The 12,223-nt window shown below is 60.5% G+C and carries 12 protein-coding genes; 6 read left to right on the top strand and 6 right to left on the bottom strand.

What is annotated here, in order from left to right:
- Window positions 1-40: 40 nt before the first annotated feature.
- Window positions 41-580 carry a hypothetical protein gene (locus ACA072_RS12380; protein WP_497624553.1) on the bottom strand — a complete coding sequence of 180 codons (540 nt, stop codon included), beginning with the start codon at window positions 578-580 and terminating at the stop codon, window positions 41-43.
- Window positions 581-900: 320 nt separating this feature from the next.
- Window positions 901-1,842 carry a hypothetical protein gene (locus tag ACA072_RS12375; RefSeq protein WP_497624552.1) on the bottom strand — a complete coding sequence of 314 codons (942 nt, stop codon included), beginning with the start codon at window positions 1,840-1,842 and terminating at the stop codon, window positions 901-903.
- Between the two features lie 391 nt (window positions 1,843-2,233).
- On the opposite strand from ACA072_RS12375, the gene ACA072_RS12370 reads away from it, so the two are divergent.
- Window positions 2,234-2,917, top strand: coding sequence for a response regulator transcription factor (locus tag ACA072_RS12370; protein ID WP_010455216.1), 684 nt, complete (start codon window positions 2,234-2,236; stop codon window positions 2,915-2,917).
- Complete coding sequence (locus tag ACA072_RS12365; protein WP_497624551.1) at window positions 2,895-4,289, top strand: sensor histidine kinase; 1,395 nt, start codon at window positions 2,895-2,897, stop codon at window positions 4,287-4,289. The genes ACA072_RS12370 and ACA072_RS12365 overlap by 23 nt, the downstream gene beginning before the upstream one ends.
- 179 nt (window positions 4,290-4,468) lie before the next feature.
- Here the strand turns inward: ACA072_RS12365 and ACA072_RS12360 are convergent, their stop codons facing one another.
- The 3 genes from ACA072_RS12360 to ACA072_RS12350 are packed head-to-tail and all read right to left on the bottom strand — an operon-like array spanning window position 4,469 to window position 6,723.
- Complete coding sequence (locus tag ACA072_RS12360; RefSeq protein WP_497624550.1) at window positions 4,469-4,879, bottom strand: SRPBCC family protein; 411 nt, start codon at window positions 4,877-4,879, stop codon at window positions 4,469-4,471.
- A 27-nt stretch (window positions 4,880-4,906) separates the two neighbouring features.
- Window positions 4,907-5,704 (bottom strand): SDR family NAD(P)-dependent oxidoreductase, encoded by a 798-nt coding sequence (locus ACA072_RS12355; RefSeq protein ID WP_497624549.1) that lies wholly within the window; start codon window positions 5,702-5,704, stop codon window positions 4,907-4,909.
- Window positions 5,705-5,715: 11 nt separating this feature from the next.
- On the bottom strand, window positions 5,716-6,723 hold the full coding sequence (locus ACA072_RS12350) for an aldo/keto reductase (RefSeq protein ID WP_497624548.1): 1,008 nt from the start codon (window positions 6,721-6,723) through the stop codon (window positions 5,716-5,718).
- Between the two features lie 199 nt (window positions 6,724-6,922).
- Between ACA072_RS12350 and ACA072_RS12345 the strand changes: the two genes are divergently transcribed.
- The 4 genes from ACA072_RS12345 to ACA072_RS12330 all read left to right on the top strand — a co-directional run bounded on the left by ACA072_RS12345 (window position 6,923) and on the right by ACA072_RS12330 (window position 11,455).
- On the top strand, window positions 6,923-7,810 hold the full coding sequence (locus ACA072_RS12345; protein ID WP_497624547.1) for a LysR substrate-binding domain-containing protein: 888 nt from the start codon (window positions 6,923-6,925) through the stop codon (window positions 7,808-7,810).
- Between the two features lie 234 nt (window positions 7,811-8,044).
- Window positions 8,045-9,232, top strand: coding sequence for an MFS transporter (locus tag ACA072_RS12340; protein WP_497624546.1), 1,188 nt, complete (start codon window positions 8,045-8,047; stop codon window positions 9,230-9,232).
- A 614-nt stretch (window positions 9,233-9,846) separates the two neighbouring features.
- The gene (locus ACA072_RS12335; RefSeq protein ID WP_497317496.1) at window positions 9,847-10,206 is read left to right on the top strand and encodes a DUF6124 family protein; all 360 of its coding nucleotides are present in this window, start codon (window positions 9,847-9,849) and stop codon (window positions 10,204-10,206) included.
- Between the two features lie 328 nt (window positions 10,207-10,534).
- Window positions 10,535-11,455, top strand: coding sequence for a LysR substrate-binding domain-containing protein (locus ACA072_RS12330; RefSeq protein WP_497624545.1), 921 nt, complete (start codon window positions 10,535-10,537; stop codon window positions 11,453-11,455).
- Here the strand turns inward: ACA072_RS12330 and ACA072_RS12325 are convergent.
- Window positions 11,376-11,969, bottom strand: coding sequence for a DinB family protein (locus ACA072_RS12325; RefSeq protein ID WP_497624544.1), 594 nt, complete (start codon window positions 11,967-11,969; stop codon window positions 11,376-11,378). The genes ACA072_RS12330 and ACA072_RS12325 overlap by 80 nt on opposite strands.
- Between the last annotated feature and the right edge of the window lie 254 nt (window positions 11,970-12,223).

The raw sequence follows: 12,223 nt of genomic DNA, 5'->3' as shown, positions 1-12,223 counted from the left end.
GATCCAGGCCAGTGAAAGACGCCGCCCCCCAACCCGTCGATCAGTTGGAGAACACGTACTCGCCCTTGACCTTTTTCGAGCCGATAAAGCCCAGGTCCGGGAACAACAGGTTTTTCACCCAGGCGACGAAGAACACCATACCCAAGGTGATAACGACGCCGACCACGGTCATCACCGGGTCTTCTTCATAACCCTTGAACATCCGCGAGATCTGGCTGACGGTCAGAATCACGTAGATGGTGTAAGCCTGTGCCACGTTCTTGTAGAAACCCCAGGCAAACGCCAACGGTACTAACGCCGCAAACAGGGTGAAGAACACCACGGCACCAGGTCCGATCATCGAGCCCAGGAAAAACCCGGAGACCGCACCCAGCAAGGCCTGTACGCAGGTCAGCGCGATCAGAATGATGACCTTGCGTGAATGCTTCTCGCGCAGTGCCGGATCCGGCCTGGCACCAATCCAGTACGCCAATACCCGATCCTTGACCGCCCCTCCGGAGAACGCCTTGAACGTCTCGGTTTTGGAGCGCCCGGCGTCAAGCATCGCCACCAGTTGCCGTTTGATTTCCTTTTTGTCCAACGTACTTCTCCCCTTGAAGGCAACCCAAATCAAAAAATGTGGGAGCGGGCTTGCTCGCGAAAGCGGCGTGTCAGGCAACATCATCGTCGACTGAAAGGACGCATTCGCGAGCAAGTCGGATCGCCGCACCGCCGCTCCCACAAGGGGGCATCTTCGCTTTATTGGACGCCAGAAAGCAAAAAGCCGCTTCCACCCGAGGCGGAAGCGGCAGAGGCATGAGCCTCAGCTAATCAATGCATGAACAGGGCGATCAGGATGATGATCGGGATTGGCACGCCAAGAAAGAACAGCAGTAATGAGCGCATGGTAATTCTCCTGGGTTAGCGAACAGGTGGAAGCGTAGTGGTAGTCACGTAAGCATCGGATTCCACATACTCCACGGCATCCCGACGACGACCGCCGAAGGTAGCGGCGAGACTGGCGAAAAACGCACCGATCAGCAGCGCAATGAACATCCAGAGCGAAGTCCAGGCAGCGACTTTGGCAGCGGTGTCAGCGGCTTGTTGCGCAGCCAGTTTGGCGTCGGCCACGGCTTTTTGGGTGCGGGCGTAGACTTCATCGACGCGGCGTTCAGCATCGGCCTGGGTCAGGTTGGTGCGCTGGGCGACCAATTGGGCCAGGTAAGTCCGGTCTTCGGCAGCCAGTTGACCGTCATTGCTCAGGGAGCGGACGAAGATGCGCGTCACGGTGCTACGGGCAGCGTCATCGCTGACGGCAGCCGGACGATCATCGCGGAACAGGCTGTCAACGAAGTAGCCATACTGGTCGCTGTTGGCATTACCAGCAGCCGTGCCAGCGGCTTGAGTCGCGACACTCGCGGCGCCACCGACCACACTCGCCCCGGCTTGCACGCCCCCGCTGACGATGCTGCTGACCGAACCGACCACCAGCGTCGCGGTCACCAGCGTGGCCACGCACCAGGCCAGGAAGCCATGGGCCGTGTCACGGAAATAGACTTCATCACCGTGCATGTTGGCCCATTTGACCCGCAGGCGACCGGCGATATAACCACCGAGCCCGGACGCCACGATTTGTGTAACGGCCAGCCAGATAATCGTTGAAATCCCAAGACCCTTGGCACTCACGCCTTCGTTAGCCCAAGGCGAAACGGCCGAGAATCCCAGACCGAAACCCAGCAGCACCAGAATCAGCGACAACGCTGCCGCTGCAGCGGCACCGGCGAAGATCGCTCCCCAGGACACACCCGAGAGCGTGCTTGATTCTTCAGCGGCAGGATAGAAACCATCAGAGGATCTATTCATTGTTGTATCGCTCCAGGCAGGAAAGATGGTGTTACAACTCTTCAAAGGAGAGATTGCAGTCACCGTGCCAGTCGCCAACTTTAAAAAAATCTTGTTATGTCAATGGCTTACAAATTTTGAACTTCCAATATCCATGCAAAATGCAAGGAAGCGGCAATAGCAGCGGGTTTTATGCATTGGTAGATCAAAAGCACGCAGCCTCGTTTCACTCGACAGCTGCTACATAGAAATGCGTATCCCCTAATGCGTATCCCCTGTAGCAGCTGTCGAGTGAAACGAGGCTGCGAGTTTTTGACTTTCCTTTACGTGAAGTTTTATTTAGAAAGTCCGCAAGCATTTATTGGCAAAATGCCCCCACACTCTGCCATGAACTGACTATCAGGCCAGCCCTATGACCCGCATCTTGACCATCGAAGACGACGCCGTGACCGCCCGGGAGATCGTCGCCGAACTCAGTAGCCACGGCCTCGACGTCGATTGGGTCAACAATGGCCGTGAAGGCCTGGAGCGCGCGGTCAGCGGCAACTACGACCTGATCACCCTCGACCGCATGCTGCCGGAGCTCGATGGCCTGGCCATTGTCACCACGCTGCGGACCATGGGCGTGGCCACGCCGATCCTGATGATCAGCGCCCTCTCCGACGTCGATGAGCGGGTGCGCGGCTTGCGGGCCGGCGGCGATGATTACCTGACCAAGCCGTTTGCCACCGATGAAATGGCCGCACGGGTTGAAGTCCTGCTGCGTCGCCAGAACACCGTGACCGCCCAGGCGACCACGCTGCGAGTGGCCGATCTGGAACTGAATCTGATCAGCCACGAAGCCAGTCGCGACGACCAGCTGCTGACGCTGTTGCCCACCGAGTACAAGTTGCTGGAATTCCTGATGCGCAACACCGGGCAGATCCTGTCGCGGATGATGATTTTCGAAGAGGTCTGGGGTTATCACTTCGACCCCGGTACCAACCTCATCGATGTGCACATCGGCCGGCTGCGCAAAAAGATCGACCCGCCTGGCAAAGTCCCACTGATTCGGACCGTGCGAGGCTCGGGTTATGTCATTGCTGAACCCCTCTAACGGCTGGCGCTCTTCCAGCAGCCGCTTGCTCGCACTCTACAGTTCGCTGTTCGTGATCTGGAGCGGGATTCTGATGGGGGTCATGTATTACGAAGTGTCCGCGTACCTGGACAACCTGGCCAAGCACTCGCTGATGCAACGCCAGCATCTGTTTTCGCACTTTAAGGGCGAACAACTGGCCGACGCCCTCGCCGTCAGCATGACCTTCGACATTCGCGGCATCGACGCCTACGGCCTGTTCGATTCGCAGCACCGCTACCTCAGCGGCGCGCTGCGGCACATGCCCGAAGGCCTGCCGCTGGACGGCAAGATCCACATGCTCGGCGACTGCGCCGAATCTGACGACCCCAGCCTGCCCGCCGACAGTTGCGACGCAGTCGCGACCCAGACCAAGGACGGTCGCTGGCTGGTGCTGGTGCGCGATAACGGTTCGCTGTTTGCCGTGACTCGCATCATTCTGCACGCGTTGCTCTGGGGCGTGACCCTGACCATCCTGCCGGGGATCGCTGGCTGGCATCTGTTGCGCCGGCGTCCGCTGAGGCGGATTCGTGCGATCCAGGCCAGCGCCGAGGCCATCGTCGCCGGAGACCTGACCCGGCGCCTGCCGCTGTCAAACCGCCGCGATGAGCTGGACATGCTCGCCGCCATCGTCAACGCCATGCTTGAACGCATCGAACGCCTGATGAACGAGGTCAAGGGTGTATGCGACAACATCGCCCACGACCTGCGCACCCCGCTGACCCGCTTGCGGGCGCAGTTGTACCGGATCCAGCAGCAGGCGGATGACGGCTCGACGCTGGCCGTACAACTCGATTCCGTGCTTGGCGAAGCGGATACCTTGATGGCGCGGTTTCGCGGGTTGCTGCGGATTTCCGAACTGGAGGACCGCCAGCGCCGTTCCGGTTTTGTGCAGCTGGACCCGGTGCCGTTGCTGCAAGAGTTGCATGACTTTTACCTGCCGCTGGCGGAGGAAGGCGAACTGGTGTTCACGCTGCAATTGCCGGAGTCGTTGCCGATGTTGAACGGCGATCGGGCGCTGCTGTTTGAAGCCGTGGCGAACCTGTTGAGCAACTCGATCAAATTTACCCCGCCGGGTGGTGAGGTGATTTTGCGGGGGAGCAATGACGGTGGACGCACGCGAATCGAAGTGCTCGATTCAGGGCCCGGTATCCCGGAAAGCGAACGTGAAGCGGTGTTCCAGCGCTTCTACCGTGCCGAGGGTGGGATTCAGAAAAGCGGGTTCGGGTTGGGCCTGTCGATCGTCGCGGCGATTGTCAGCCTGCATGGGTTTTCGCTTGATGTCGGCACCAGTGAACTTGGCGGGGCGCGGTTGGTGCTCGATTGCGGGCAGGATTTGATACCCCAGACCTGAAGCGGCATACCGTTGCGTAGCAGCTGCCGAGCCTGCGAGGCTGCGTTCGGCGACGAAGTCGTCGTGAAATCAGGCCCCGCGATGTGTCAGGGAAACCGCGTTCGCAGGTTTTACGACGACTGCGTCGCCGAACGCAGCCTCGCAGGCTCGGCAGCTGCTACAAAGGTTGCGTTGTACTTCTAGGTTGGGTAGTTGGACCGCAGGGCCTCAAGCCCGCCCTGATAAATCCCGGCAAACAACTCCTCAACTTCTTTATCACTCACCCCAACCGGCAAAAACCGACCCGACCACGTCACCCGAGCGCCCTGCCCTTGGGTCTCGACCTTGATCGTCGCCAGGTACTCAGTCGCCGGAAACGGCGCCTGCAAAATCGAATAGCTGTACGTCTTCCCGGCGTTATCAAACGATTCCAACCGCTCAACCACCACCGCCCCGTCCGCCGTTTGCAGGCTACGCACCCGCCCGCCTTCGCTCAGTTCGCTTTTCGGGATAAACGGCAGCCAGTCCGGCAGCGTGTCGAACCCGCCAATCAATTGCCACACCTCATCGGCCGAAGCCGGAATGTCGATAAACGCTGATGCACTTGCCATGTAATGTTCTCGCTTAATCAATAAAATTCAGATCGCCATGCTGTCGACAACACCGCCGTCGACCCGCAAGGCCGCGCCGGTCGTGGCCGAAGACAGCGGCGAAGCGATGTAGGCCACCAGGTTGGCGACTTCTTCGACATCCGCCACGCGCTGGATGATCGACGTCGGCCGCGCCTTGCGCACGAACGCGTCGGCTTCTTCCTGGACACTGCGCCCCGATGCGGCGGTGGCGTCCTTGAGCATCTGTTCCAGGCCATCGGTCAACGTCGGGCCCGGCAGGATCGCGTTGACCGTCACGCCAGTACCCGCCAGCCGTTTGGCCAAGCCGTGGGACACCGCGAGGTTGGCGCTTTTGGTCACGCCATAATTGAGCATGTCCGCCGGGATGGCGATGCCGGATTCCGAGGACAGGAAAATCACCCGGCCCCAACCCTGCTTGACCATGTCCGGCACGTAATGCCGGGACAGGCGCACGCCGGAGATCACATTGACCTCATAGAAACGCGTCCACTCGCTGTCGGGCGTGTCGAAAAAATCCACCTCGTTGAAGATCCCGAGGTTGTTCACCAGGATGTCGGCACGCGGTTCAGCGACGAACAGTTGCTCGGCCCCTTCGGCCGTGCCAAGGTCGGCGGTCAGGCCGCGCAGTTGCGCACCCGGCACGCTCTGGCGAATGCTCGCCAACGCCTGTTCGACCTTGGCCGTCTCGCGGCCGATTACTACCACCGTGGCGCCGGATTCGGCCAGCGCCTTGCTGATGCCCAGGCCAATGCCGGCAGTGCTGCCGCTGACAATGGCGAGTTTTCCAGTCAGATCGATCTTCATGCTCAAACTCCTCAGATGGGCAATGGAGCGCGTTCGCTCACCAGTTTCGCGTCACGCATCGCCTGCCAGAAACCAGCGGGAATGACGGCCGACAGTGCGGCAACGTCTTCAGCAATCCGGTCCGGACGGCTGGAGCCCGGGATCACCGCCGCCACGGCCGGGTTGGCCAGCGAGAACTGCAACGCAGCAGCCTTGATGTCGACACCGTGGGCAGCCGCGATGCGTTTGATTTGCTCGACTTTGTTGACGATCGCCGGGCTGGCTTTCTGGTATTCAAAGTGCGTGCCACCGGCCAGAATGCCCGAGCTGTAAGGACCGCCGACCACGATCTCGACGTTCTGCGCCAAGGCTGCGTCCATCAGGCGTTGCAAGGCACGGTCGTGGTCGAGAAGAGTGTAGCGACCCGCCAGCAGAAAACCGTCCGGCTGGGCTTCGGTCAGATCAAGGGTCAGTTCGCAAGGCTCGACCTTGTTCACGCCCAGGCCCCAGCCCTTGATCACGCCTTCTTCGCGCAAACGGGTCAGCACTTTGAAGGCGCCGGTGCGGGCCTGGTTGAAGTATTCCAGCCACTGATCGCCGTAGAAATCCTGCGCGATGTCATGCACCCAGACGATGTCCAGGCGATCGGTTTGCAGGCGCTTGAGGCTGTCTTCGATCGAGCGCATCGTCGCGTCGGCGCTGTAGTCGTTGACGATCTTGTTTGGGCGGCCGTGTTCGAACACGCCGCTTTTTTCACCCAGGTCGCGAGCTGCGGCGTCTTCGACTTCATCCAGGATGACCCGGCCGACTTTGCTGCTCAGCACGTAGTCGTCGCGGTTGTATTTAGCCAGCGCGGTGCCCAGGCGAATCTCCGACAGGCCCGAGCCGTAGAACGGCGCAGTGTCGAAATAGCGCACACCGGCATCCCAGGCAGCGTGGACGGTGGCCTGCGCCTCCTCTTCAGGGATGGCGCGGAACATGTTGCCCAATGGGGCGGTACCGAAACCCAGCGTGCCGGGCAATTTGTCTTTCAAGCTCATGGAAAATACCTCTCAAATGTCTGATAAACCCTGTAGGAGCCGGCTTGCTGGCGATGGCGGCGAAACAGTCGACACATCTATCGCTTGACGAACCGCATCGCCAGCAAGCCGGCTCCTACACCGTTGAGCAGATCCTAGATTGCGATGTTCGGACCGTCCAAGACATAATGTGCAGCACTTGAGTCCCCCTAGGTCTGACATGATCGACATCCGCCAATTGCGCTACTTCGTCGCCGTCGCCGAAGAAGAACACGTCGGTCGCGCCGCCGAACGTTTGCACATTTCCCAGTCGCCCCTGAGCCGGCAGATCGCCCAGCTCGAAGAACGGCTGGGCCTGACCCTGTTCGAGCGCAGTCAACAGCGCATCCGCCTGACCCGCGACGGCCAGACCTTCCTCGCCGAAACCCGCGCCCTACTGACCCACGCCAACCGCCTCGAGTCCCTCGGCAAACGCCTCGGTCGTGGCGAAGAAGGCGGCTTGTGCATTGGCTACATCGAAAACGCCATGCACGCCGGCGTGCTGCCCAACGCGTTGCGGGTGCTGCGCGTCGACCGGCCGAACGTGCACGTTGCGCTGTACAACCAGAGCTCCGCCGAACAACTCGAAGGCCTGCGTCAGCGTAGTCTCGATATCGCGCTGGTCAGCGAACCGCCCGTCGCCGACGATCCGGACCTGCTGGGTTTTCAAGTGCTGGACGACCCGATGCTGCTGGCCCTGCCCGAAGACCATCCCCTCGCCCACCAAGCGACACTGACCCCGGCCGACCTCGCCGATCAGGAGTGGATCGGCGTGCAGCACCTCACTAGCCGCGCAGACTTCGTCAGCGCCTGCATCCGCGCCGGTTTCACCCCGGACATCCGCATGGATGCCACCGGCCCCTTCACTGCAATGGCTCTGGTGGCCTCGGGACTGGGCATCGCGATGATTCAGAAAGGCTTGAGCCGCAACGCACCGCCGGGCGTGGTGTTGCGGGAAGTGCCTTGGATTGGCTACACCAGACCGCTGTGGGCGGCGTGGCACCGGATCAATTTACGGCCGTTGGTGGAGACGTTCAGGAAGGTGCTGACCGAATCAGGTCCGCATTGATCGTTCCCACGTCGAGGCGTCGAACCGTCCGCGTGGGAATGCAGCCCGGGACGCTCCGCGTCCCTTCCGAAGCTGGAACGCAGAGCGTCCCTAGAGGCATTCCCACGCAGAGCATGGGAACGATCATCCAACGCATGAGATTTAATCAAGCGGGCCTGCGGTTTTGTGCTTTGACCCCTTTCCCTCCTGCCGACTACAACAGCAACTCGCTTGTCATTCTCAGGGGAACACCAGATGCCTGAAAACAAAACCGCATTGCCCGCCAGCCTGGCGATCACTCTGGCGCTGTGTTGCGGCTTTTCGGTTGCGACCATCTATTACAACCAGACCATGCTGCCGTTGATTGGCGCGACGTTCAGCATCTCGGGCGCGCATGTCGGCCAGATCGCCATGCTCACTCAACTCGGATACGCCCTCGGCTTGCTGCTGTTTGTCCCATTGGGTGATCGGGTCACTAGGCGCTCGCTGATCCTCGGCATGTTGAGCCTGAACTTCCTCAGCCTGATCGCCTCCGCCGTCGCACCGACCTATTCCTTTTTGCTGCTGGCCAGCGTAATGCTCGGCCTGTCCGCCGTCAGTGCGCAGATCATCATTCCCGCCGCCACCGCCCTCGCGCACCCGGAGCAACGCGGGAGCGTGCTGGGCATGATGGTCAGTGGCTTGTCGGCGGGCGGTCTGTTGGCGCGGGCCCTGAGCGGCGCCGTCAGCACCTGGATCGGCTGGCGCGGCATGTTCTTCGCCGCCGCTGCGATGAACGTGCTGCTGTTTATCGCGATCCTGATCCGCATGCCAGTGACCGCGCCGTCCAGCACCCTGCCCTATCTGGACCTGATGAAATCGATGTGGAAACTGGTGCCTGATCACCCGACGTTGCGTCGATCCTCAGTGAGCGGTGGGCTGATCTTCGGGGCGTTGAACGTGTTCTGGGGTTCGATGGCATCGTTGCTGGCGCTTGAGCCTTATCACTACTCCAGCGGGCAGGCCGGGTTGTTTGGGCTTTCCGCCATTGTCGGGATCGTTGCCGCCTCCTGGCTTGGACGACTCACGCAACACTACGGCATCAAGCTGAGTTACCTGGGAACCGGCGCGGTGCTGCTGGCTTTCATCGCCTTGTATGTGGGCGGTGCCGCAGGTTTCTGGTGGTTGATCCTGGCGTGCGCCACCGCGCTGGACATCGGCAATCGGGCTAATCAACTGGCCAACCAGGCACGCATTCTGGCCTTGGCCCCGGAGGCGGTCAGCCGCCTGAACACGGTGTTCATGGTCACCTACTTCACTGGCGGCGCATTGGGATCGGCCCTCGGGGCCAGCGCCGCCGAGTATCACGGCTGGCCAGGGTTGGCAGCGGTGGGCGCGTCGTTTGCGATGTGCGGACTGGTCTCGATCTTCCATTCCAGACGCGCTGAAAAAAACGGCTCGTAAATGATCGTTCCCACGCTCTGCGTGGGAATGCAGCCTGGGACGCTCTGCGTCCCACTCCAGAGCTGGAACGCGGAGCGTCCCTTGAGGCATTCCCACGCTGGAGCTTGGGAACGATCAAAACCGCGGTCATTCAGACAAACCGTGTACATACGTTTTACGACTGCTGCGCACCCGAACGGGGGTAAACCCCCTCGCCACAGGTAAGCGCCCTCCTCACAAATCTGCGCTAGCCCGGCAACCTTGCTCGCTTGTTTAACCGAGAAACGTCGCTTGTTTAAACACCCTCAAAGATACTTCCTGAAAGCTACAAAACCTTGCGCCGTTGCCTACGGCTGCGCCAGAATCCGCCGGCTTGTGCGCCTTGGGGCCGCTCGGTAACTTGATTCCCGTCACTGCCCATCAGTGATCGGGTTTAGTCGCCCGGCTTAAGGTAAAGCGGTCGCACGAGCATCGTCAGCAGGTATTCGCCTGTACTTCATGGCAGCTGTGCGCAAGGCGTCTTCGGACGCGCCGGATTTTTGCTTTTCCTTGCCGGTCGACTAACTTGCGCACGGCTGCCACCCCTCGTTTAGTCGCGAGATGGTTGCGGCCCCTACTACATAAGGGAAGCATCTATGTTCAAAGTCACACCTAATCCACCAGACACCGATCCAGCCTCGCCATACGAACCCGATTCAAAAAAACTCAACGAGGCCGCCGAGCGAGCGCTCGACTTCCACTTCCCATCGAACGCCGACATCAAAGCCACCCCGCGAACACGCAGCACCCTGTTCTCCGTAGACCCCGAGGCCACGGCCGAAACCCTGGCGGTTTATCTGGTCGAAATCCTGGCCTCAGTCGATGTGATGGTCCACCAGTTGGTGGATCATCTGGAGGGTGAATCGCGCTACGCCCTGCTGGGTATTTCGAACAGCATCATGGTGGCGGAGATCACGGCCAATCGGGTGTTGGATAAAATCGATTTGCCGAAGTAGGTTTCTCTTGCTGTGGTGAACGGGTAATTGACGTTCGGATGTGCAGCGGTCCCTTTTTTGGGGCCGCTGCGCGGCGCAGCGGACAGATAAATAGACGCGTCCCCTTTTCTCCAAATGGGTTGGCGCCTCCATTTCTGATGCGAAATCCGCATCTGCGGTCATTCAGACAAACCGCGCGCACAGGATTTACGACTGCTGCGCAGCCGAACGGGGCGGTGCGGCGTTCCGACAAGCCCCCTCGCCACAGGGTCCCCTCGCTACAGAAATCTCTCGCCACAGGGTTTGATGCTTTACTGAAGAGACCCCAAAACCCTGCGAGTACCCGCACATGAACCGCAACGACCTGCGCCGCGTGGACATGAATCTGCTGGTGATTTTCGAAACGTTGATGTTCGAGAAGAACCTGACCCGGGCCGGGGAGAAGCTGTTCCTCGGTCAGCCCGCCGTCAGTGCTTCACTGGCGAAGTTGCGCGATCTGTTCGATGACCCGTTGCTGGTGCGCAACGGTCGGGTGTTGGAGCCGACCCAACGCGCTTTGGTGATTCTCAAGGAATTGCAGCCGGCGATGGATACCATCTCCGGCGCGGTCAGCCGGGCCAAGGATTTCGACCCGGCTACGAGCCGCGATGTGTTTCGTATCGGCCTGTCCGACGACGCCGAGTTCGGCTTGTTTCCGCCGTTGCTCAAGCAGATTCGCGAGGAGGCGCAAAACGTCGTGGTGGTGGTGCGTCGGGTGAATTACTTGCTGATGTCGTCGATGCTCGGCTCCGGGGAGATTTCCGTCGGGATCAGCTACACCACCGAACTGCCGGCCAATGCCAAGCGCAAGAAGCTGCGGGACTTGAGTGTGAAGATCCTGCGGGGCGATGACCGTCCCGGCCCCCTGACCCTGGATGAATACTGCGCTCGCCCTCATGCGCTGGTGTCGTTTTCCGGGGATCTGACTGGGGCTATCGACAACGACCTGGCGAGCATCGGCCGCTCACGTCGGGTGGTGCTGGCGGTGCCGCAGTTCTCCGGGCTGCGCGCCTTGCTGGCCGGCACCGATATGCTGGCCACGGTGCCGGATTACGCGGCGTGCGCGCTGATCGAGGGCAGCAGCCAGTTGCGCGCCGACGACCCGCCGTTTGACATCGTGCTGTCCGAGCTTTCCATGGTCTGGAACGGGGTCAACGATAACGATCCGGCAGAACGTTGGTTGCGCTCGCGAATTGCCCAACACATGTCGGCTGAACTGCCGGTGCTCTGAGCGAGTTGAACTCCGGATCGGTCTCGCGCAAGAAGATCGGCATGTCGGTCATCGGTGGCATGGCCGGAATGTCGAAATACATCTGGATCACCCAGCCACGGTGATAACTGGCGTGATTGACCACGTGCATCAGCATCGCGCCGGCGCTCATAGTGCCGCTCTCGCCCGAAACAAATGTGAACTCGACGGGTTTATCCAGCGACGTCTCGCTCTGCCGGGCGCTCCACCGGCAATACCAGTGATCGATCTCCTTTTGCGCCATGCGCAAATCAGCCAGGTCGGGGTGCAGCAGATCGTGTGAGGTTTTGAAGCCGTGCCCTCGGCCTTCGAGGTGAGCCTGCCAGATGCAGTCCACGACGTAGATGTGGTTCAGGGTGCCGATCATGTTTCTGAACACCGACACCCGCTCTTTGTTGACCTCACCCGGTGGTAACGCGGCCAGGCTGTCAAAGAGGCGCTGATCGGCCCATTGCTTGTAATCGGCAAGCATGCGGGCAGTGCGTACGTTGATCATCAGAGTTCTCCCATTACGATGGGCGCACTGGGAAGCATAGACCGCTCGGCGGGCGGCAGCTTAACGGCTGATAACCGGCACCTCACCAAGATGCGGTCGTTGTAGCAGCTGTCGAGCCCCGGCGAGGCTGGGTTCGGCTGCGAAGCAGTCGTCAAACCATACGCCGCGATGTATCAGATAAATTGAGTTCGCAGGATTTACGACTGCTTCGCAGCCGAACGCAGTCTCGCTGGGGCTCGACACCTGCTACAAGG

Source organism: Pseudomonas sp. LBUM1656, assembly GCF_059716065.1.
Note: the sequence above shows the minus strand (reverse complement) of the source record. Positions and strands in the feature narration are given on the sequence as shown.

Excerpts from the sequence above, each read along its gene's own strand:
- ACA072_RS12335 (WP_497317496.1), top strand. The coding sequence starts at position 9,847 with ATGTTCAAAGTCACACCTAATCCACCAGACACCGATCCAGCCTCGCCA.
- ACA072_RS12350 (WP_497624548.1), bottom strand. The coding sequence starts at position 6,723 with ATGAGCTTGAAAGACAAATTGCCCGGCACGCTGGGTTTCGGTACCGCC.
- ACA072_RS12360 (WP_497624550.1), bottom strand. The coding sequence starts at position 4,879 with ATGGCAAGTGCATCAGCGTTTATCGACATTCCGGCTTCGGCCGATGAG.
- ACA072_RS12330 (WP_497624545.1), top strand. The coding sequence starts at position 10,535 with ATGAACCGCAACGACCTGCGCCGCGTGGACATGAATCTGCTGGTGATT.
- ACA072_RS12340 (WP_497624546.1), top strand. The coding sequence starts at position 8,045 with ATGCCTGAAAACAAAACCGCATTGCCCGCCAGCCTGGCGATCACTCTG.
- ACA072_RS12365 (WP_497624551.1), top strand. The coding sequence starts at position 2,895 with ATGTCATTGCTGAACCCCTCTAACGGCTGGCGCTCTTCCAGCAGCCGC.
- ACA072_RS12375 (WP_497624552.1), bottom strand. The coding sequence starts at position 1,842 with ATGAATAGATCCTCTGATGGTTTCTATCCTGCCGCTGAAGAATCAAGC.
- ACA072_RS12370 (WP_010455216.1), top strand. The coding sequence starts at position 2,234 with ATGACCCGCATCTTGACCATCGAAGACGACGCCGTGACCGCCCGGGAG.
- ACA072_RS12325 (WP_497624544.1), bottom strand. The coding sequence starts at position 11,969 with ATGATCAACGTACGCACTGCCCGCATGCTTGCCGATTACAAGCAATGG.
- ACA072_RS12355 (WP_497624549.1), bottom strand. The coding sequence starts at position 5,704 with ATGAAGATCGATCTGACTGGAAAACTCGCCATTGTCAGCGGCAGCACT.
- ACA072_RS12345 (WP_497624547.1), top strand. The coding sequence starts at position 6,923 with ATGATCGACATCCGCCAATTGCGCTACTTCGTCGCCGTCGCCGAAGAA.